Below are 21,274 nucleotides of genomic sequence, written 5' to 3'. Positions count from 1 at the left end.
CTGGCAAGAGGGCCAGATGAAGGCTTTATTGCTAAAGCGCTCTAGGCAAACGCTGCAATTTCAGGCATATAATTTGCTTAAAGTTGGCGCTTCGGTGCCCTTATAGTGGATGGCGCATGTGCGCCGGCAATTAAGGTGTTAAGCCCCTGCCATGAAACCATCGCTCGTCCTAAGAATGGGCCAGCAACTGACGATGACCCCGCAGTTGCAACAGGCCATACGTTTACTCCAGCTGTCGACACTGGACCTCCAACAGGAAATCCAGGAAGCGCTGGAATCGAACCCGATGCTCGAACGCCAGGAAGAGGGCGACGACTTCGACAACAGCGACCCGATGGCCGACAACGCCGAAAGCAAACCCGTCGCCGAAGTCCAGGAAACCAGCTTCCAGGAGTCCGCCCCGACGGTGGACAACCTCGAAGAGGGCGAGTGGAGCGAACGCATCCCCAACGAGCTACCCGTCGACACCGCCTGGGAAGACATCTACCAGACCAGTGCCAGCAGCCTGCCCAGCAACGACGATGACGAGTGGGACTTCACCACCCGTACCTCCGCTGGCGAGAGCCTGCAGAGCCATCTGCTCTGGCAACTGAACCTGGCGCCAATGTCCGATACCGACCGGCTGATTGCCGTGACATTGATCGACTGCATCAACAACCAGGGTTACCTCGACGAGACCTTGGAAGAAATCTGCGAAGCCTTCGACCCCGAGCTCGATATCGAGCTGGACGAAGTCGAAGCCGTACTGCACCGCATCCAGCAGTTCGAGCCGGCCGGCATCGGCGCGCGCAACCTCAGCGAATGCCTGCTGCTGCAATTGCGCCAGCTGCCGCCACGCACGCCGTGGATGACAGAAGCCCAGCGCCTGGTCAGCGACTACATCGACCTGCTCGGAGGCCGCGACTACAGCCAGCTAATGCGCCGTATGAAGCTCAAGGAAGACGAGCTGCGTCAGGTCATTGAACTGGTGCAGAGTCTCAACCCGCGCCCAGGCTCGCAGATCGAGTCCAGCGAAGCCGAGTACGTGGTCCCTGATGTGATCGTGCGCAAGGACAACGAGCGCTGGCTAGTGGAGCTCAACCAGGAAGCGGTACCGCGCCTGCGGGTCAACCCGCAATATGCAGGCTTCGTCCGCCGCGCCGACACCAGCGCCGACAACACCTTCATGCGCAATCAGTTGCAAGAAGCGCGCTGGTTCATCAAGAGCCTGCAAAGCCGCAACGAGACCCTGATGAAGGTCGCCACCCAGATCGTCGAGCATCAGCGTGGCTTCCTCGACCACGGTGACGAGGCGATGAAGCCGCTGGTGCTACACGATATCGCCGAGGCGGTGGGTATGCACGAGTCGACCATTTCCCGCGTGACCACGCAGAAGTACATGCACACGCCCCGCGGAATTTACGAGCTGAAGTACTTTTTCTCAAGCCACGTCAGCACCTCCGAAGGCGGTGAATGCTCGTCCACGGCGATCCGCGCGATCATCAAAAAACTGGTTGCAGCGGAAAATCAGAAAAAGCCATTGAGTGACAGCAAGATCGCTGGTTTACTGGAGGCACAAGGCATCCAGGTAGCACGTCGCACCGTCGCCAAGTACCGCGAGTCCCTCGGCATTGCACCGTCGAGCGAGCGCAAGCGATTGATGTAACGGCTCCTGAGGTGTGCCACCGCAGTTCAGTGGCAGGCGCAACACCTGCCTCTTATGCACCGGCAACAAAGGAGAAGCTGTATGCAAGTCAATATCAGTGGACAGCATGTAGAAGTTACTCAGCCCCTGCGCGAGTACGTTGAGCAGAAACTTAAACGTCTTGAGGGGCACTTCGACAAGATCACCAATGTGACCGTGATCATGAAGGTCGAGAAGCTGCAGCAGAAAATTGAAGCGACGCTGTTTATTCCCGGCGGCGAAGTGGTTGCAAATGCCGAACACGCAGACATGTATGCAGCGATCGATGCCTTGACCGACAAGCTCGACCGCCAACTGAAAAAACACAAGGAAAAACAGCAAAGCCTGCTGCAAGGTGCAGCGGCCCGCTGATCCCCCTCATCCATGATCCGACTTGAAACCATCCTGACCCCCGGCCGTTCCCTGGTGAACGTGCCGGGCGGCAGTAAAAAGCGTGCGCTCGAACAGATTGCCAATCTGATCGGTAAAGAAGTGCCCGAACTGGACACCCAGGACGTGTACGAAGCCCTGATCGCCCGAGAAAAACTCGGCTCAACCGGCTTTGGCAATGGCATTGCCATTCCCCATTGCCGCCTCAAGGGCTGCGAGTCGCCGGTCAGCGCACTGCTGCACCTTGAAGCACCCATCGATTTTGACGCCATCGACGGCGCCCCGGTCGACCTGCTGTTCGTGCTACTGGTCCCGGAAGCCGCCACCGATGCGCACCTGGAGCTGCTGCGCCAGATTGCCAGCATGCTCGACCGTGAGGACGTACGCAAAAAACTGCGTGCTGCCACCAGCAACGACGCGCTGTACCAGGTCGTTCTGGACGTACAGAACGAGCCCTGATTATGCGTTTGATCATCGTTAGCGGCCGGTCCGGTTCCGGCAAGAGCACTGCCCTGGATGTACTCGAGGACAATGGCTACTACTGCATCGACAACCTGCCGGCCGGCTTGCTACCGCAACTGGCCGAAAGCGCGCTGATCAACACCGAGCTGATGCAGCCCAAGGTGGCCGTTTCAATCGACGCCCGCAACCTGCCCAGCCACCTTTCGCGCTTCCCCGAGCTGCTCGAGGATGCCCGTAGCCGGCATATCCAGTGCGATGTGCTGTACCTGGATGCCGATGAAGAAACCCTGCTCAAGCGCTTCTCGGAGACCCGCCGACGTCACCCGCTGACCAACAACGAACGCTCCCTGGCCGAGGCCATTGAGGTCGAGAGCGAACTGCTCGGACCGATCGCCGACCTCGCCGACCTGAAGATCGACACCACCAACCTGAACCTGTATCAGTTGCGTGACTCGATCAAGCTGCGCCTGCTCAACCAGCCCGAGCCCGGCACCGCGTTTCTGGTCGAGTCCTTCGGTTTCAAGCGTGGCATGCCGGTGGACGCCGATCTGGTCTTCGACGTGCGCTGCCTGCCCAACCCGTACTGGAAGCCTGAACTGCGTGATCATTCGGGCCTGGAGCAACCGGTAATCGACTACCTGGCAGCGCAGCCGGATGTCGAGGATATGTTCCAGGACATCTCCAGCTACCTGCTCAAATGGCTTCCACGCTTTGCCGCCAGCAACCGCGCCTATGTCACCATCGCCATAGGCTGCACCGGCGGCCACCACCGCTCGGTGTACCTGACCGAGCGCCTGGGCCAGTTGCTGCAACAGTCGTTGAAGAACGTCCAGGTTCGCCACCGCGACCTCTAGCCCACAGGATCCCCGCCTCGATGCCCGCTTGCGAAATCACCATCATCAACAAGCTGGGGCTGCACGCCCGGGCAGCTGCGAAGTTCGTTGGCGTCGCTGGCAGGTTCCCCTGCCAGGTTCGCGTTGGCCGCAGCCCGCAGTCATTGGTCGATGGCAAGAGCATCATGGCGGTGATGATGCTGGCCGCCGGCAAAGGCACCAGCATTCATCTGCACACCGAGGGCGAACAGGACGATGATGCGCTCCAAGCCCTGATCGCACTGATCAACAACTTTTTTGACGAGGGCGAGTAACCGCCCTCGCTGCGCTCAAGACAACGCAGTATCCATCACCATCATCAAGCAGAAGCCGATGCACAGCCCCAGGCTTGCCAAGCGGTGATTACCGTTGCTGCGCGACTCGGGAATGATCTCCTGGGTCACGACCAGCAACATCGCCCCTGCCGCGCAGGCCAGCCCCAGCGGCAACAACAGCTCAGCCACCGTCACCAGCCAGGCGCAGACAACCGCCGCCAGCGGCTCGACCAGCCCGGACGCCGCTCCAATCAGGAACGCCTTGAAGCGAGCCATGCCAGCACCAGCCAACACCAGGGCGATGACCAGGCCTTCCGGGACATCCTGCAGGGCAATGCCCATGGCCAGGCTGTCGGCATCGGGCATGCCGCCACCGGCCGACACACCGATGGCCATGCCTTCGGGAATGTTGTGGGCAACGATGGCAATGACAAAGACCCAGATCCGCGCAGCAATCACTGGCTGCTGGCCGGTACCGACCAACGCCTCCGGTGAAGCACCGGAAACCTTGAGGTCGACCAGATACAGGCACAAGGCGCCGAACAGCAAACCGACGCTGACCAGCCCTCCCGCGCCCCATTTGCCCAGGCCGATAGCCTGGGCGGCATCCAGGCCGGGAATGATCAACGAGAACGCCGTGGCCGCCAGCATCACCCCGGCACCGAAGCCGAGCAGGGTGTCGGCCAGTGCCACCGGCATGTTGCGGATCACCAGCACCGGCACCGCGCCCAATGCCGTACCCAGGGCGCACAGGGCACCGCCTTCCAGAGCCCGTAGCATACGCGGCTCAAGATCCAGCCAGGCGATGCCCTGGGCTACCAGCAGGGCAAAACCGACCAGCAGCAACAGGGTACCGAGCGCAAGGCGAAACAGCCGCACGCCACCAATTGACATCACATCCGAACGCATAGCGCTACGACTCACACAAGCGCGGCTGCATAACGGCGCTCTACCTCGGACCAATCGATCACGTTGTAGAAGGCGTTGATGTATTCAGGGCGGCGGTTCTGGTACAGCAGGTAGTAAGCGTGCTCCCAGACGTCCAGGCCCAGGATTGGCGTATTGCCGTTCATCAGCGGGCTGTCCTGGTTACCGCTGCTTTCCACCACCAGGGTCTTGGCCGGGGTCACGCTGAGCCAGGCCCAGCCACTGCCGAAGCGGGTCAGCGCAGCCTTGGTAAAGGCCTCCTTGAAGGCCTCGAAGCCACCCAGTTGCTCATCAATGGTCTTGGCTACCGCGCCTTGCGGCAAACCGCCGCCCTTGGGCGACATTACCGTCCAGAACAGGGAGTGGTTGGCGTGCCCGCCACCCTGGTTGATCACCGCGTTCTGCAGTTTCTCCGGCAGTTGCTTGACACTGGCAACCAGTTTTTCCACCGGCCACTCGGCATATTCACTGCCTTCTACCGCCATATTGAGATTGTTGATGTAGGTCTGGTGGTGCTTGCTGTGGTGAATCTGCATGGTCTGGGTATCGATGTGCGGTTCCAGCGCATCGTAGGCATACGGTAATGCAGGCAAGGTGTAAGGCATTTCACTGGATTCCATAGTGTAGGGCTGAAGGCGCGGCGCTATCCTGGCCGGCATGCAGGGCCGGTTGCGGCTCGTGCCGGTAGAGCAGGCGTTCGGTGCGCGGGTACTGGCCGTACTCGCTGATAAAGCTCAGCAACTCGGTGTAGGTCTTACTGCTGTGACGCAGCGCGGCTTCGCGCAGCATCGGCGCCATGCGTGAATCCTGGGCGGTCTGCAGCAGCCGCTGGTGAATCGCACACAGGTACTCGGCGCTTTCTTGCGGCTGATTCAAACGCAGGTGCAAGTCGGCCAGGTTGTGGTGAGCAATGACACACACGGCCACCGCTTCATCGGCGTCATGCCAGCGCTCGAACAACACCTGGGCCAGCGCCAGGGCCTGCAGATACAACTCGCGGGCATCGACCAGCTCGCCCTGTTCGAACAGGCGGTTGGCGGTTTCGGTGGTGCGTTTCCAGTGCTGCATGACAAACCTCCAGAGCGGTGGGCCTATTCAGATCCCGCCAGCGGTGAGCTTTTCCGGGTCAAGCAGCGCTTCGAGCTGACTGCGCGGCAGGTCGGTGTGTTCCAGTGCCACCTCAATGATTGGGCGGCCCTGCTTGTAGGCGGTCTTGGCGATTTCGGCGGCCTTCTGGTAGCCGATGATCGGGTTCAGGGCCGTTACCAGGATCGGGTTGCGCGCCAGGGCTTCCTTGAGCTTGGGCTCATTGACCTTGAAGCTGGCAATCGCTTTGTCGGCCAGCAGGCGGCTGGCGTTGGCCATCAACTCGATACTGCTGAGCAGGTTCTGGGCGATGATCGGCAGCATCACGTTGAGTTCGAAGTTGCCCGATTGCCCGGCCACGGCGATGGTCGCGTCATTGCCGATCACCTGCGCGGCAACCATGGCGGTAGCCTCCGGAATCACCGGATTGACCTTGCCCGGCATAATCGAGGAGCCCGGCTGCAAACCTTCCAGCTCGATTTCACCCAGGCCAGCCAGCGGCCCCGAGTTCATCCAGCGCAAATCGTTGGCGATCTTCATCAGCGCTACGGCAGTGGTCTTGAGCTGGCCGGATACCGCAACTGCGGTGTCTTGCGAGCCAATCAGAGCGAACAGGTTGTGCCCCGGCACAAACTCGACACGGGTCAGCGCAGTCAGTTGCTGACTGAAGCGTGCAGCAAATTCAGGATGGGCATTGATGCCAGTACCCACGGCGGTGCCGCCCTGAGCCAGGGCCTGCAGGCTTGGCAGGGTGGCCTGCAGATGGGCAATGGCTGCCTTGATCTGCGCCGACCACCCTCCCAGTACCTGGCTCATGCGTACCGGCATGGCGTCCATCAGGTGAGTGCGGCCAGTCTTGATGAACGGATGCACCTGTTCAGCCTTGGCGTCGATGACCTTGACCAGGTGCTGCAGCGCCGGCAGCAGTTGCTCGTGCAAGGCCAGCGCAGCACTGACATGAATGGTGGTGGGGATGATGTCGTTGCTGCTTTGCCCGCAGTTGACGTGATCGTTGGGGTTGACCGTGTCACCCAGTACGCCGCTGGCCAGGGTGGCGATCACCTCGTTGGCGTTCATGTTCGAGCTGGTACCGGAGCCGGTCTGGAAGATATCCACCGGGAAATGCTGCATGAAGTCACCGGCCAGCAACTGCTCCACCGCCTTGACGATCGCCTCGCCCCGGGCCTGGTCGATCTGCTTGAGTTCGATATTGGCCTTGGCCGCGGCGGCCTTGGCCAGCAGCAGCGCGCGGATGAACTGGGTCGGCATGCGTTGCTGGCTGATCGGGAAGTTGTTCACCGCGCGCTGGGTCTGGGCGCCATACAGGGCCTCGGCCGGCACCAGCAGTTCACCCATGCTGTCGCGCTCGATACGGGTATTACTCATCATCAAGTCCTTGCATCAGTTCATCGTAGGAAATCGAAGGCAGCAGCACGCAGTTCGCCAGTTGCAAGGCGAAGGGCTGCCAGCGCTGGTTATGTTCGCGGCGGTCGAGGTTGCGCAGCTCCAGCAGCGGTCGCCAAGCCTGGTCCAGGCACACGCAACGCCAATGCCAGGGCAACGCGCGATCGCAGGCGGTGTCCAGCAGCAAGCGGAATGAGGTCAAGGCGACGGTCCAGGCGCTGGTGTCGGTGCAGCACACCAGATAACGGCCTTCGGTCAGGTAATGCTCGATCAGGCGCGGCTCGTCCGGGTCGAGGGCACAGCGGATACGCCGGCTCAGCCAACGCCAGTTTTCCAGGTAGGGCAATTCGTGGAGGACGGGTTTCATGAACATCATCGCCTAGATAATGATATTCATTATTAAGTGATAATTAGAATCAGTTCAAGAAATGAAAAAAGAAAAACAAAAAGCCCGACGCATGGCCGGCTTTGCAAAGGGATCCTGTAAGAGCGGGCTTGCCCCGCGAACACGCGTGCAGGCAATGACATCGCATCGCGGGGCAAGCCCGCTCCTACCGAGGTAATCAACTGCCCGCTACGGTCATCCGCTCGATCAACACCGAGCCGGTGTGAATATTGCTGCGAGTCTCAAGATCATTACCGATCGCAACGATTTGCTGGAACATATCTTTCATATTGCCAGCGATCGTCACTTCTTGTACGGCAAACTGAATCTCGCCATTTTCCACCCAGTAGCCTGCAGCACCGCGGGAATAGTCACCGGTCACCATGTTCAGGCCATGGCCCATCAACTCGGTTACCAACAGGCCACGGCCCATGCGCCGCAGCAAGGCCGCCTGGTCTTCGACACCATGGGTAACGAACAGGTTGTGCACGCCACCGGCGTTGGCGGTACTCGGCAGCCCAAGCTTGCGCCCGGAATAGGTGCCCAGCACATAGGACACCAGCTGGCCATTTTCGACGAACGGTTTTGCGTAGGTTGCCAGGCCGTCACCATCGAAAGCGGCGCTGGCCAGGGCACGCTGCAAGTGCGGGCGCTCATCCAGCGTCAGCCAGCTCGGGAATAGGCGCTGGCCGATGGTACCTTCGAGGAAAGATGACTTGCGGTACAGGTTGCCACCAGAAATAGCCGAGAGGAAGCTACCGAACAAACCGCCAGCGAGCTCGGCGGAAAACAGCACCGGCACTTCACAGGTCGGCACCGGCCGCGCGCCCAGGCGGCTGGCGGCCCGTTGTGCGGCACGCTGGCCGATGCTGCGTGGATCCGCCAACAGCTCGCCCTGGCGATTGACGTCATACCAGTAGTCACGCTGCATCTGCCCGTCGGCCTCGGCGATCATCACACAGCTCAGGCTGTGCCGGGTCGAGGCATAGCCACCGATGAAACCATTGCTGTTGCCATACACGCGGCAGCCCTGGTGGGTGTTGAGGGTGGTGCCGTCGGCATTCTTGATCCGCAAATCGGCCTCGAAGGCTGCCGCTTCACACGCCAGAGCTTTCTCGATCGCTTGCTCCGGGGAGATATCCCAGGCGTGATACAGGTCGAAATCCGGTTGTTCACGGGCCATCAGCGCCGGATCGGCAAGCCCGGCACAATCGTCTTCGGAGGTGTGCTTGGCAATCGCAAGCGCCGCAGCGACGGTTTCACGAATGGCGTCGCTACCGCTGGCCGAGGTACTCGCCGAGCCTTTGCGCTGCCCGACATACAAGGTGATGCCAAAACCCTGGTCACGGTTGAACTCCACGGTTTCGACTTCGCGCTGGCGTACCGAGGTCGACAACCCCTGCTCCAGCGATACCGCCACTTCGCAGGCGCTGGCACCCTGGCGCTTGGCTTCGGCAATGATCTGCTCGACCTGTTCCTGCAATGCCGGCAGATGCTCCGGACCTACGCTCTGGACTGCACTCATGGTTTTCTCCACTCAAATTCTGCGTTCGGCACAGGTCAATCTACGACCGGACCGGACAAGCGGCCCCCGACTGGTTATCATGGCGGCGATTCTCAGCGGACTGCCCCCATGGTTGATTCTTACGACACCGCCTTTGAAGGCGAAAAAAGCAAAACCCAGGTTAAGCGCGAGATGCAGGCGCTGGTTGACATGGGCGAGCGCCTTACCACGCTCAAGCCTGACATCCTGACCAAACTGCCGTTGACCGACGAACTGCGCGCGGCCCTGGAAGAACACAAACGGCACACCGCGAACGAGGCGAAAAGACGTCATAAATCGTTCATCGGCAAGCTGATGCGTGACCAGGACATCGACGCGATCAATGCGCTGCTTGACCAACTCGACGCCTCCTCGCGCCAGTACAACGAGCGTTTCCACAACCTCGAACGCTGGCGCGACCGACTGATCGGCGGCACCGACGAAGTTCTGGAAAAATTCGTCCAGGAGTACCCCGAGGCCGATCGCCAGCAACTGCGCTCGCAGATCCGCCAGGCCCAGCACGAACTGGCGCGCAACAAAGCGCCCAGCGCGAGCCGCAAGCTGTTCAAGTACATCCGCGATCTCGACGAGGTCCAACGCGGTCTGCGTTGAGCCCCGCACACGGGCAGGCACCGTGCCTGCCCGGTTTCACCTTCATGCGCCCGTGCCACCGACGGTGATCGCATCGATCTTCAGGGTCGGCTGGCCCACGCCCACCGGCACCGATTGACCATCCTTTCCGCAGGTACCGACACCGCTGTCCAGCGACAGGTCGTTGCCGACCATCGATACCTTGCTCATAGCCTCCGGACCATTGCCAATCAAGGTCGCCCCCTTGACTGGAGCGGTGATCTTGCCGTCTTCGATCAGGTACGCCTCACTGGTCGAGAAGACGAACTTGCCACTGGTGATGTCCACCTGGCCACCCCCCAGGTTGGCGCAGTAGATACCGCGCTTGACCGATTTGATGATTTCTTCCGGGTCACTGTCGCCGGCACGCATGTAGGTATTGGTCATGCGCGGCATGGGCAGGTGTGCGTAGGACTCGCGACGCCCGTTACCGGTGACCGCCATGCCCATCAGGCGAGCGTTGAGCTTGTCCTGCATATAGCCCTTGAGGATGCCGTTTTCGATCAGCGTGGTGCACTCGGTCGGGGTACCTTCATCGTCGACGCTCAGGGAGCCACGACGGCCCTCCAGGGTGCCATCATCGACGATGGTGCACAGGCTTGAAGCCACCTTCTCACCCAGGTGACCGCTGTAGGCGGAACTGCCCTTGCGGTTGAAATCACCTTCCAGGCCATGGCCAACCGCCTCATGCAGCAGCACCCCGGACCAGCCCGAGCCAAGCACCACCGGTAAGGTACCGGCCGGCGCCGGAATCGCTTCAAGGTTGACCAACGCCTGACGCAGCGCTTCACGGGCAAAGCCCATGACCCGCTCGTCGGTGAAATAGCGGTAGTCGGTACGCCCACCACCGCCATGCCCGCCACGCTCACGACGACCATTTTGCTCGACGATGACGCTGACGCTGAAACGTACCAACGGGCGAATGTCAGCCGCCAGGCTGCCATCGGCGGCAGCGATCAGAATCCGCTCCCAGACCCCGGCCATGCTCACGGTGACTTGCTGGATGCGTGGATCGAGCGCGCGCGTGGCGGCGTCGACACGCTTGAGCAGCTCGACCTTATCGGCACGGCTGATGACCTCAAGCGGGTTGTCGGTGCCATACAGCTGGGTAACATCCTGGCTGTTGAATGCCTGCACGCTGCCGTTCTGCCCGGCACGGGAAATCGAGCGCGCCGCGCGGGCCGCCGAGGTCAACGCTTCGAGGTTGATGGCGTTGCTGTAAGCAAAACCGGTCTTCTCGCCGGACTGGGCACGCACGCCCACGCCCTGGTCGAGGTTGAAGCTGCCTTCTTTGACGATGCCGTCTTCCAGCGCCCAGGATTCGGAAATCTGCCCCTGGAAGTACAGGTCGGCGGCATCGATGCCTGGCCCGGCCAACTCGCCCAGCACTGATTGCAGGCTGTCGAGGGTCAGGCCGCCCGGCGCCAGCAGGTGTTCGCTGACAGTGGATAACATCTCGCTCATAGTCACTCCGAGGTGTGCGCAGGCCGCAAAGCGTCCTGCGAGAAAAAGCGCCGGTGCAAGGTCACCGGCATCCGCGCCCGAATGGACGCCTGTTCGCTGCTGTCGCGCTCGCTCAGCAGCACGGCTTCGCCATTGTCCTGTTCGGCGACGATCCGCCCCCAGGGGTCGACGATCGCCGCATGACCATAGGTTTCCCGTGGCCCCGGGTGCATTCCGCCCTGGGCTGCGGCCAGGAGGTAGCATTGGGTTTCGATAGCCCGCGCCCTGATCAGCACCTCCCAGTGCGCCGCACCGGTCACTGCGGTAAAGGCCGATGGCGCGCTGATCAGTTCGGCCCCGGCCTCGCGCAGAGCGCTGTACAGCTCGGGAAAGCGCAGGTCATAACACACGCTCAGGCCCAGACGCCCAACTGGGGTATCAGCGACCACCACCTGGCTGCCGTGGGCATAATCGTCCGATTCCCGATAGCGGCCGCGGTTATCCGCGACATCGACATCGAACAGGTGCAGCTTGTCGTAGCGCGCCACCTGCTCGCCGTGTTCGTCGATCAACAACGAACAGGCATGGGACTTGGCCTCGGGCTGGCCGACCGGCGGCAACGGCAAGGTACCCGCTACTATCCATAACCTGAGGTCGCAGGCGGTCTGTTTCAACCAGGGCAGGATCGGGCCTGCTCCCCGGGCTTCGGCGCGGCCGATTGCGGCGGCGTCGCGCCGGCCCATGGCGGCGAAGTTCTCCGGCAGTACCGCCAGCCGGGCGCCTCCTTCGGCGGCCTGCTCGAGCAACTGCCGGGCTCGTTCCAGGTTGGCCGGAACGTCGCTCTGGCTGACCATCTGGATGACCGCTGACTTCATGCCGGCTCCTAACGCGATTTTTCGAAAGGTTTGATAAAGCTAATCTTAGGCTCTTTCCACGGGCCCTCGACGCGATAATGCACGCTGGCGTAACGGGCCACCCGATCACCGAGCAACCGATCAACCAGGAACAGTGCCCCGCCAATGGCCGGCGCGCCGACAATCAGTGCGGCAATCGGCAGGTTGTTGGTCACCGGCAGGGTCACCAGCAGGTTGGCGTCGACCCGGTCGCGGACCATGTCCAGGGTGCCGTCGAGCTCAAGATTGCTCGACGGGCCGGTCAGGGTGATCGGTTCGCGAGTGACGTAAACCCCTTCGCTGGCCACCAACAGGCCCTTGACCCGATCGTAGCTCAAGCCTTTGTCGAGCAGGTCGGAGAAGTCCAGGCGCAGGCGCCGGCCGATCGAGTTGAAGTTCAGCAGGCCGAACACCCGCAGGGCCTGAGCCCCGCCTTCCACCTCGACGAACTGACCTTTGCGCAGGGCGGCATCGAGGCTGCCGGAAAATCGTTTGAGCCCGACCCAGGCGGGCGAGCCGGGCCAGCGCCCATCGACGTCCAGGCGAAAATCACGGCTGGTGACGGTCGGGGCAAAGTTCCAGGCCTTGAGGATGTCGGCCAGGTTCTTGCCTTCAAGGCGCCCCTTGTACCAACTGGAACTGGCCCCCGGCGCACCTTCCCAACCGCCATTGCCATCGATCTGCAAACCTTTGACGCTGACGTCCAGGTCATTGAGGGCGATACCCTTGGCGGTCGGGCGAATTTTTACCGCCCAGCTGCCGAGCGAGTCGTCACCGCGAAACAGCTTTTCGATAGTCAGGTCGACGGCTGGAATCTTGCGCGGATCGATGCTGGCCATCGGGTCCGGGCCATCATCCGAGGATGCTTCAGCGGGGTCGGCAGCCGGCAGATGAATGGTCTGCAGGTTGATCACCATCGGCGCACCCTTGGCATCCGGGATGCGTGCGTTGCCGATGACCTCCTTGCTGTCCAGGCGTAAGGCCCACAGATTACTGCCGCGGTCCACCCGCACCACCGCCTGAGCCAGGTTCAGGCCGAAGCCCTTGAGCTGGCCGATACTCAGGTCGACGCCCCGCAGCATCTGCTTGGCACTGCCGCCCGGATCGTTGCCGGCAACGCGATCAAGCTGCTTCTGCCAGGGTTCCAGATCCAGTTCCGCCAGGCGCCCACGTACCCGCAGGCCCTGGCCGCTGGGTAACTGCGGCGTGCCAGCGCCGAACAGCACTTCGCCACGGCCCTGGTCGAGCTTGTCCATGGGCGCGGCATAGATCGCCTTGGCGACATCGGCGTAAGTGACGTTGAAACGCCGCTCCGCCCCCTGAAGGCTCATGCTGAACTGGCTGTTGCGGGTTTCGTTGGCGGCTTTGCCAAAAGGCGCCGGCAAGTCCACCGCCAGGCCCTTGAGGCTGGAATCGACCGTCAACTGGTTGTCGCGGCTGCCCAGGCTGACCTGCAACTGATAAGGCAGCTCGCCCGACAGCGGCAGGGCCTGCTTGACCTGCAGCCAGTCGGTCAGCGCCTTCAGGGGCATCTGACCCTTGGCGTTGACCCGGGTCTGCAACTGCCCCGGCTTTCCTTCGGCCACAATCTGCGCCGTGATCGGCTTGTCGAACGCCCGTGCGCTGATGTTCTCGCCACTCAGGCCCTTGTCGAAGTCGAAGCGAAAGTCACCCTTGAGCTGGTTTAGCTCCAGGGCCGGTGCGGCAATTTTCAGCCGCGCATCGCGGGTGTCGAAATCGACCACTACCTTGGGCTGCTGACCTTTGGCCAGAGGAATATCCAGTTTCAACTTGCCCTTGAGGCTGCCCTCACCCTCCCAGCCGGCGAACAGCGGCCCGGTCCCGATAGGTGCGTCCTGGAGAATCTTCAGGCCGTCGCCAAGCCCTCCGTCGAATTCACCGTCCAGGTAAAGATGATTGTGTTCACCGGCGGCGACGTGGGGAATGTTGACCTCGACGTTACGCACCAAGGTAGTGAGCAACTGCCCGCTTTGCGCCTTGATACGTACGCCATCGTCGTCGATAAACACATCGCCTGCGACCTTCTGCACCTGCGGCCAGCCAGGCTGGAAGTCCAGCGCGGCGTCGTGCACCTTGAAGAACAGGCTGATACTGCGGGCCTGTTCGGCAGCACCGTGATTGAGCGAGCCCTGGTACTGGAAATAGCCTTCGTCGACCGCCCCCTTGAGGATTGCCGTGCGCAGCCACTGGTCCAGCGTCGGGCTGAGGACTTCGGGCAAGTACTTGGCGGTATAGCGTCCGTCACCCTCGAGCAGGCCGACCCGCAGGTCCATGTAGTCTTCGCGGGTTTCATCGAACAACAGGCGAATGAGGAAATCCCCGGCGATCTTGCCCTCTTCACCCAGCACTTTGAGGTAGGGCGCGATCAAGGTGAAACCTTCCTGGTCCAGGCGCCAGGTCAGGCGCGCGTTGGCCTTTTGGTAATGCCAGGGTTTTTCGAAGATCGGGTACAGGTGCAGCATGAAGGCGTCGGTATCCAGGCGAAGTTCGCCCTGACCAAGGTCGCCGCTGATGCTGCCACTGACATTGCCGGCCGCCGGCGCACCGTGATAGGCATCAAAGCCGACCCGTTCAAGGTTGGCGGCAAAGCTCAGGCGCTGGTCACCCGTGGCGTGGGGGCGAACCTGCAGGCTGACATTGCGCAACGCGCCAGTGACCTTGAGGCCATCGACCACCGCCATCAGTTTTTCCGGCAGTGGTGCCAGCGCTTCGATCAGCGGGGTTACCGGGGTCAGGTCCAGGCGATCGGCCTGGATCGCCCAGGTCTCTTCGCCGGCCTCACCAGCCAGCGTCTGCTTGAGTTGCAGATGAGACTCCCAGCGGGTCTTGCCCAGGCTCACGGCCAGGGAGTCGACCTGTACCTCGATACCCTGCTTGCCTCGCCCAAACCAGGCATTAAGGGCCAGGTTGTCGATCTGTACCGGCTTGCGCCCGGTGTAGTTGCCACGCAGCTCCGGCGCGTTGAGACGAACCGTGGCGGCCTGCAGTTGGCCCTTGCCCCAATTCACCCAGAACTCACCGCCCGCGCGTAGTTCGGCGGCTTGCCACTGGCCCAGCATCTGCGGCGGCAGCCAGCGCACCCAGTCGCTTTGCGGCAGGCTCAAGTAAGCATCAACCTCAGCGTCGCGCCACTGGCTGGGGCGGATGCGGCTGCGCAGGCTCAACGCCAGCGGCTGGCCATCAGGCAAGGTCAGCCGTGCATCCAGGCGCTGGCGCACGCTGCCGGTCTGCAAGCCCAGGTTGACGTAGGTAAGGGTCAGCGGCTCGCGCTGGAAGGGTTCCAGGGTCACCTGGCTGTCGACCACCGTGACTCTGGAGACGACTTGCATGCGTCTCAGCAACTGCTCCGGATCCAGTGGCTGATCGTCCTTTTTCGGCAAGCCTTCAAGGGCCCAGGCACCGCGCTCATCTTCGCGCAGGCTCAGTTGCAGGCCGCCGACTTCGAGATTGGCCAGGCGCAACTGGCGCTCGGTAAGGCTGGCCCAAAGGTCGGGCACCAGCTTGACGCCGTCCAGGCGCAAGGCGCCGGGGCCTTCCCCGATCTGGATATCACGGACCCGTACAATCGGCGCCAGGCCGCTCCAATGCCCTTCCAGGGCGCCGATATGCACCGGCAGGCCCAGGGCCTGCTCGGCCTTGTCCTCGACCTCGGCGCGATATTCGGCCACCAGCGGTATGAATTGCCGACCGAGGCTGACATACAACGCCACCACTATCGCCAGCAAGGCGCTGACACCCAGCCCCCAGCGGGTCAAGGCGCCGAGAACGCGCATCAGTCGTTGCATGCCAATGGCCCTCCAGGTCCTGCCTTGACTATGGCCGCAACCCGGCACTTTGCCAGCCCGGACCGTGCGGATTGTGGGTCAGACCGCGTCAGAGGAGCACCACATCGTATTGTTCCTGGGAGTACATGGACTCGACCTGGAAGCGAATGGTTCGACCGATGAACGCTTCAAGCTCGGCAACGTTGCCCGATTCTTCGTCCAGCAGGCGATCCACCACCTTCTGGTTGGCCAGTACCCTATAGCCTTCAGCCTGATAGGCTCGGGCTTCGCGGAGGATCTCGCGAAAAATCTCGTAACAGACTGTCTCTGGGGTTTTCAGCTTACCGCGCCCATGGCAGCAGAAGCAGGGCTCACACAAGACCTGCTCGAGGCTTTCACGGGTGCGCTTGCGGGTCATCTGCACCAGACCCAGCTCGGTGATGCCGATGATGTTGGTCTTGGCGTGATCGCGCTCCAGCTGCTTTTCCAGGGTACGCAGTACCTGACGCTGGTGCTCCTCGTCCTCCATATCGATGAAGTCGATGATAATGATCCCGCCGATGTTGCGCAGGCGCAGTTGCCGGGCAATGGCGGTAGCCGCTTCCAGATTGGTCTTGAAAATGGTTTCTTCAAGGTTGCGATGACCGACGAATGCACCGGTGTTGACGTCGATGGTGGTCATTGCTTCAGCCGGGTCGACGACCAGATAGCCACCGGACTTGAGCGGCACCTTGCGATCGAGGGCACGCTGAATCTCGTCTTCGACGCCATAGAGGTCGAAGATCGGCCGCTCTCCCGGGTAATGTTCCAGACGCTCGGCAAGTTCGGGCATCAGTTCGGCGACGAACTGCGTGGTTTTCTGGAAGGTCTCCCGTGAGTCGATGCGGATCTTTTCAATCTTCGGGTTGACCAGGTCGCGCAGGGTTCGCAACGCAAGGCCGAGGTCTTCATAGATTTCGGTGGGCGCACCGACCGTCTTGATCTGAGTGCCGATCTGCTCCCAAAGCCTGCGCAGGTAGCGGATGTCCATGAGAATTTCTTCGGCGCCAGCGCCTTCAGCGGCGGTCCGCAGGATGAAACCGCCAGCGTCCTGGATATTTTCCTGGGCGATGCAGTCGGTGACCACCTGCTTGAGGCGCTCACGCTCGCCTTCGTCTTCGATCTTCAGCGAAATACCGACATGGCTGGTGCGCGGCATATACACCAGGTAACGGGAGGGGATCGACAACTGGGTGGTCAAGCGCGCGCCCTTGGAGCCGATCGGGTCCTTGGTCACCTGCACCACCAGGCTCTGCCCATCATGAACCAGGGCGCTGATGCTCTCGACTGCCTGGCCTTCACGCAGGGAGATTTCCGACGCATGAATGAAGGCGGCACGGTCCAGGCCGATGTCGACGAACGCCGCCTGCATGCCCGGCAGCACCCGTACCACCTTGCCTTTGTAGATATTGCCGACGATGCCGCGGCGCTGGGTGCGCTCGACGTGCACTTCCTGCAGCACTCCGTTTTCCACAACCGCCACGCGTGATTCCATCGGTGTGATGTTGATCAGAATCTCTTCACTCATGGCAGGCTCTCGTCAAAGGACTTCAGTAATGATGGATCGCCCACGGGCGACTGGCTAGCGCGGTTGTGCCTAATCCTCGCTCAACGGGCCGGCAGACGCTGCCAACAGGGGATACCGAATTGATCGAGCAGCTTGGCGGTTTCGTTCAGCGGCAGGCCGACCACGGCGGAATAGCTGCCTTCAAGACGCTCCACGAAAACCGCGCCAAGGCCCTGAATGGCGTAGCTGCCAGCCTTGTCAGACGGTTCGCCACTGTCCCAGTAAGCGTGGGCTTCCTCGGCACTGATGGAGCGAAATAGCACGCGGCTGCTGACATTGATGCTCAGGCAGCGCTGATGGTCGGCCACGGCAACCGCAGTCAGCACCTGATGCACGCGCCCCGAGAGCGCCGCCAGCATGGCCAGGGCATCTTCGCGGTTTTCTGGTTTGCCGAGGATTTGACCGTCGAGCACCACTGCGGTGTCGGCACCCAGTACCGCCAGCGGTTGCTCCGTATCGGCAGGCAAGGACGCAAGGCCGGCAGCGGCCTTTTCCCGCGCCAGACGCTCGACATAAGCCTCGGCCGACTCGGCGGCCAGGGGCGTTTCGTCGATCGCGGCGCTGAACGAAGTAAAGGCAATACCGATCTGGGTCAGCAACTCACGGCGGCGTGGCGAGCCAGAGGCCAGGTACAGCAGGGTCATCTTGACGTCTCCCTGTCAGCGTCGAATGCGAGTGCTCAGTTGATGCTCAGGCGTCGGCGCAGACCGCGCAGGCCATAACTGATCCACGGCCAGAGCAAGGCACTGATGACCGCCGACCAGATCAGCGCCAGGGTCGGCAGGCGATTGCCGGTCAGGGCACTGAGCCACAGCTGGATCAACTGCGCGATACCGAAGATCACCAGGATCACCAGGCTTTGCTGCCACATCGGGAACATGCGCAGGCGCTGTTGCAACGACAGCACCAGGAAGGTGATCAGGGTCAGCACCAGGGCGTTCTGCCCCAACAGGGTGCCATAAAGCACATCCTCGGCCAGGCCCAGGACGAACGCGGTAGTCATGCCCACCCGGTGCGGCAGCGCCAGGGTCCAGAACGCCAGCAGCAGTGCCAGCCACATCGGCCGGAATACTTCGGCGAATGCTGGCATCGGCGACACGCTCAGCAGCATGCCGATCGCAAAGCTCAACCAGACGACCCAGCCATTACTGTTGCGGGTGCTTACCATCAGTGTCTCTCCCGGGAAATGACCGGCGCACCGGGTGTAGCAGCAGGTGCGGCCGGGGCTGGCACTGCTGGCACGGCAACTGCCGGGGACGGCACTGCCGCACTAGGTACCAGTGCCGGTGCGGTGGCAGGCACTGTAGCGCTGGCAGCACCCGGCAGGCCCTGGCGATCAGCCTCTTCCTGGGCAATCGCGGCATCGCTGGCACGCTGCTCGGGCGACCTGCTGTCGGTGAACACCAGCAGCAGGTAGCGACTGCGGTTGAGCGCCGCGGTCGGGATCGCCCGGACAATGGCAAACGGCTGGCCGGAATCGTGGATCACTTCCTTGACCGTGGCCACCGGGTAGCCGGCCGGGAAGCGCTGGCCCAGGCCGGAGCTGACCAGCAGGTCGCCTTCCTTGATGTCGGCGGTGTCGGCAACGTGGCGCAATTCGAGGCGCTCGGGGTTGCCAGTACCACTGGCAATCGCCCGCAGACCATTGCGGTTGACCTGCACCGGAATGCTGTGGGTCGTGTCGGTGAGCAGCAATACACGAGCTGTGTACGGCATCAGTTCGACCACCTGGCCCATCAGGCCACGTGCGTCGAGCACCGGCTGACCGAGGACCACGCCATCGCGCTCGCCCTTGTTGATCAAGATCCGGTGGGTGAAAGGATTGGGGTCGACGCCGATCAGCTCGGCAACTTCGACTTTCTCGTTGACCAGCGCCGAGGAGTTGAGCAGCTCGCGCAGGCGCACGTTCTGCTCGGTCAGGGCCGCCAGCTTCTGCAGGCGACCTTGCAACAGCAAGGCTTCGGTCTTGAGTTTCTCGTTTTCGGCGGCAAGCTCGGTACGGCTGCCAAACTGGCTGGCAACCCCCTGCCACAGCCGCTGGGGCAGATCGGTGACCAGGTAGGACGGCATCAGCACCAGGCCCATCTGACTGCGAAAAGGCTTGAGCAGAGTAAAGCGCGCATCGACCACCATCAGGGTGATCGACAGCACAACCAGCACGAGCAGGCGTACGCCCAGCGAAGGGCCCTTGGCGAAAAGCGGTTTAATGGGCCGCTCCTCGTGGACGACGATTCAAGAGGTCATTCATACGGCAACGCACCGGCCTGCTTGCGGATTGACGGAAAACGACGCCCACACGGACGTCAGCCCAGCACATACAGGTAGCACTGTGGGCACTACCTGTAAACCGGGCGGCGTGAACTGCAAGCGCCAGCTTACTCGCTGGAGAGCAGGTCCATGGTGTGTTTGTCCATCATTTCCAGGGCACGGCCACCACCGCGGGCCACACAGGTCAGCGGGTCTTCGGCGACGATCACCGGCAGGCCGGTTTCCTGGGCCAGCAGTTTGTCGAGGTCACGCAACAGGGCGCCACCGCCGGTCAGCACCAGGCCACGCTCGGCGATGTCCGAGGCCAGCTCTGGCGGCGATTGCTCCAGAGCGCTCTTGACCGCCTGGACGATAGTCGCCAGGGATTCCTGCAGGGCTTCGAGCACTTCGTTGGAGTTCAAGGTGAAGGCACGTGGCACGCCCTCGGCCAGGTTGCGGCCGCGGACATCGACTTCACGCACTTCGCCGCCCGGATAAGCGGTGCCGATTTCCTGCTTGATGCGCTCAGCGGTGGACTCACCGATCAGGCTGCCGTAGTTGCGGCGCACGTAGGTGACAATGGCTTCGTCGAAACGGTCGCCACCGACGCGTACGGACTCGGCATAAACCACGCCGTTCAGGGAGATCAGTGCAATTTCAGTGGTACCACCACCGATATCGACGACCATCGAACCGCGGGCCTCTTCAACCGGCAGGCCGGCACCGATGGCGGCGGCCATCGGTTCTTCAATCAGGAACACTTCACGGGCACCGGCGCCCAGCGCTGATTCACGAATGGCGCGGCGCTCGACCTGGGTCGATTTGCACGGCACGCAAATCAGTACCCGCGGGCTTGGCTGCAGGAAGCTGTTTTCGTGAACCTTGTTGATGAAGTACTGCAGCATTTTTTCGCAAACGCTGAAATCGGCGATCACGCCGTCTTTCATCGGACGAATGGCAGCAATATTGCCAGGCGTACGGCCCAGCATGCGCTTGGCTTCGGTACCGACAGCGACGACACTTTTCTGGTTGCCGTGAGTGCGAATGGCCACAACCGAGGGCTCATTCAGGACGATACCGCGCTCACGCACGTAAATAAGGGTGTTGGCAGTGCCCAGGTCGATGGAAAGATCGCTGGAAAACATGCCACGCAGTTTCTTGAACATGGGAAAGTGACCCTAGGCAACGCGTGGGTAAAAAAGTGCGGCAAACTCTAACAACGGCGGGGATTTTGGGCAAGGCACCAATATGTTAAATTGGCTGTTTTTCCGAGCAAGCCTGCACATGATCGCGGCCTTATGACCGTAATATTGCCAGCATGTTCCTTTTCGCGGAGCAAATCCGTTTCTGTTTTCCCAGGAGATCCCCATGGCGCTTGAACGCTGCGACGTGGAAAAGATCGCTCATCTGGCCCGACTTGGCCTGAATGAAGGCGATCTGCCACGCACTACCGATGCCCTGAACAGTATTCTTGGACTGGTCGACCAGATGCAAGCGGTCGACACCACTGGCATCGAGCCATTGGCCCACCCTCTGGAAGCCACTCAGCGCCTGCGCGCCGATGTGGTAACAGAAAGTAACCATCGCGACAGCTACCAGGCCATCGCCCCGGCGACGGAAAACGGCCTGTACCTGGTTCCGAAAGTCATCGAGTAAGGGAATA

Annotated in this window: 21 protein-coding genes; 7 read left to right on the top strand and 14 right to left on the bottom strand. The window is 61.8% G+C overall.

The genetic code is table 11. The annotated features are described in order from the left end of the window. The first annotated feature begins 151 nt into the window (after positions 1-151). The 5 genes from M5G17_RS06340 to M5G17_RS06320 all read left to right on the top strand — a co-directional run bounded on the left by M5G17_RS06340 (position 152) and on the right by M5G17_RS06320 (position 3,662). Complete coding sequence (locus M5G17_RS06340; protein ID WP_273892139.1) at positions 152-1,645, top strand: RNA polymerase factor sigma-54; 1,494 nt, start codon at positions 152-154, stop codon at positions 1,643-1,645. Between the two features lie 81 nt (positions 1,646-1,726). Then, positions 1,727-2,035: a ribosome hibernation-promoting factor, HPF/YfiA family gene (hpf, locus tag M5G17_RS06335; RefSeq protein ID WP_130263272.1), complete on the top strand. Its 309-nt coding sequence runs from the start codon at positions 1,727-1,729 to the stop codon at positions 2,033-2,035. Positions 2,036-2,047: 12 nt separating this feature from the next. Further along, positions 2,048-2,512 (top strand): PTS IIA-like nitrogen regulatory protein PtsN, encoded by a 465-nt coding sequence (gene ptsN, locus M5G17_RS06330; RefSeq protein WP_130263271.1) that lies wholly within the window; start codon positions 2,048-2,050, stop codon positions 2,510-2,512. Between the two features lie 2 nt (positions 2,513-2,514). Then, the gene (gene rapZ, locus M5G17_RS06325) at positions 2,515-3,369 is read left to right on the top strand and encodes an RNase adapter RapZ (protein WP_045196339.1); all 855 of its coding nucleotides are present in this window, start codon (positions 2,515-2,517) and stop codon (positions 3,367-3,369) included. A 20-nt stretch (positions 3,370-3,389) separates the two neighbouring features. Beyond that, positions 3,390-3,662: an HPr family phosphocarrier protein gene (locus tag M5G17_RS06320; RefSeq protein WP_273892138.1), complete on the top strand. Its 273-nt coding sequence runs from the start codon at positions 3,390-3,392 to the stop codon at positions 3,660-3,662. Between the two features lie 15 nt (positions 3,663-3,677). Here the strand turns inward: M5G17_RS06320 and M5G17_RS06315 are convergent, their stop codons facing one another. The 6 genes from M5G17_RS06315 to pmbA all read right to left on the bottom strand — a co-directional run bounded on the left by M5G17_RS06315 (position 3,678) and on the right by pmbA (position 8,989). Further along, on the bottom strand, positions 3,678-4,571 hold the full coding sequence (locus M5G17_RS06315) for a ZIP family metal transporter (protein ID WP_273892137.1): 894 nt from the start codon (positions 4,569-4,571) through the stop codon (positions 3,678-3,680). Positions 4,572-4,582: 11 nt separating this feature from the next. After that, positions 4,583-5,194 carry a superoxide dismutase gene (locus M5G17_RS06310; protein WP_273892136.1) on the bottom strand — a complete coding sequence of 204 codons (612 nt, stop codon included), beginning with the start codon at positions 5,192-5,194 and terminating at the stop codon, positions 4,583-4,585. A gap of 1 nt (position 5,195) precedes the next feature. Next, positions 5,196-5,657, bottom strand: a complete 462-nt coding sequence (locus tag M5G17_RS06305; protein ID WP_273892135.1) for a hypothetical protein — start codon at positions 5,655-5,657, stop codon at positions 5,196-5,198. Positions 5,658-5,684: 27 nt separating this feature from the next. Continuing rightward, positions 5,685-7,061 (bottom strand): class II fumarate hydratase, encoded by a 1,377-nt coding sequence (locus tag M5G17_RS06300; protein ID WP_273892134.1) that lies wholly within the window; start codon positions 7,059-7,061, stop codon positions 5,685-5,687. Further along, complete coding sequence (locus tag M5G17_RS06295) at positions 7,054-7,455, bottom strand: FagA protein (RefSeq protein WP_273892133.1); 402 nt, start codon at positions 7,453-7,455, stop codon at positions 7,054-7,056. Before M5G17_RS06295 ends, M5G17_RS06300 begins: the two co-directional genes overlap by 8 nt. Before the next feature lie 187 nt (positions 7,456-7,642). Continuing rightward, the gene (pmbA, locus tag M5G17_RS06290) at positions 7,643-8,989 is read right to left on the bottom strand and encodes a metalloprotease PmbA (protein WP_273892132.1); all 1,347 of its coding nucleotides are present in this window, start codon (positions 8,987-8,989) and stop codon (positions 7,643-7,645) included. A gap of 108 nt (positions 8,990-9,097) precedes the next feature. Here pmbA and yjgA point away from each other — a divergent pair, with 108 nt between their 5' ends. Beyond that, on the top strand, positions 9,098-9,619 hold the full coding sequence (gene yjgA / locus M5G17_RS06285; protein WP_273892131.1) for a ribosome biogenesis factor YjgA: 522 nt from the start codon (positions 9,098-9,100) through the stop codon (positions 9,617-9,619). Between the two features lie 42 nt (positions 9,620-9,661). On the opposite strand, the gene tldD is transcribed toward yjgA, so the two are convergent. The 8 genes from tldD to mreB all read right to left on the bottom strand — a co-directional run bounded on the left by tldD (position 9,662) and on the right by mreB (position 20,777). Next, on the bottom strand, positions 9,662-11,101 hold the full coding sequence (tldD, locus tag M5G17_RS06280; RefSeq protein WP_273892130.1) for a metalloprotease TldD: 1,440 nt from the start codon (positions 11,099-11,101) through the stop codon (positions 9,662-9,664). A 2-nt stretch (positions 11,102-11,103) separates the two neighbouring features. Continuing rightward, entirely contained in the window at positions 11,104-11,955 is an 852-nt protein-coding gene (locus M5G17_RS06275) for a carbon-nitrogen hydrolase family protein (RefSeq protein WP_273892129.1), read from the bottom strand. A gap of 8 nt (positions 11,956-11,963) precedes the next feature. Then, positions 11,964-15,779, bottom strand: a complete 3,816-nt coding sequence (locus tag M5G17_RS06270) for a YhdP family protein (RefSeq protein WP_273892128.1) — start codon at positions 15,777-15,779, stop codon at positions 11,964-11,966. An 88-nt stretch (positions 15,780-15,867) separates the two neighbouring features. Next, entirely contained in the window at positions 15,868-17,325 is a 1,458-nt protein-coding gene (gene rng, locus M5G17_RS06265; RefSeq protein WP_273892127.1) for a ribonuclease G, read from the bottom strand. 80 nt (positions 17,326-17,405) lie between these two features. Next, entirely contained in the window at positions 17,406-18,008 is a 603-nt protein-coding gene (locus tag M5G17_RS06260; RefSeq protein WP_273892126.1) for a Maf family protein, read from the bottom strand. A 35-nt stretch (positions 18,009-18,043) separates the two neighbouring features. Further along, positions 18,044-18,532, bottom strand: coding sequence for a rod shape-determining protein MreD (mreD, locus tag M5G17_RS06255; RefSeq protein WP_273892125.1), 489 nt, complete (start codon positions 18,530-18,532; stop codon positions 18,044-18,046). Next, positions 18,532-19,524, bottom strand: a complete 993-nt coding sequence (gene mreC / locus M5G17_RS06250; protein ID WP_420793344.1) for a rod shape-determining protein MreC — start codon at positions 19,522-19,524, stop codon at positions 18,532-18,534. The genes mreD and mreC overlap by 1 nt, the downstream gene beginning before the upstream one ends. 215 nt (positions 19,525-19,739) lie before the next feature. Further along, positions 19,740-20,777 carry a rod shape-determining protein MreB gene (gene mreB / locus M5G17_RS06245; protein WP_008371426.1) on the bottom strand — a complete coding sequence of 346 codons (1,038 nt, stop codon included), beginning with the start codon at positions 20,775-20,777 and terminating at the stop codon, positions 19,740-19,742. A gap of 202 nt (positions 20,778-20,979) precedes the next feature. On the opposite strand from mreB, the gene gatC reads away from it, so the two are divergent. Further along, entirely contained in the window at positions 20,980-21,267 is a 288-nt protein-coding gene (gene gatC, locus M5G17_RS06240) for an Asp-tRNA(Asn)/Glu-tRNA(Gln) amidotransferase subunit GatC (protein WP_130263256.1), read from the top strand. Positions 21,268-21,274: the final 7 nt, after the last annotated feature.

It is taken from the genome of Pseudomonas rubra (assembly GCF_028656935.1).
GTDB lineage: Bacteria > Pseudomonadota > Gammaproteobacteria > Pseudomonadales > Pseudomonadaceae > Aquipseudomonas > Aquipseudomonas rubra.
Note: the sequence above shows the minus strand (reverse complement) of the source record. Positions and strands in the feature narration are given on the sequence as shown.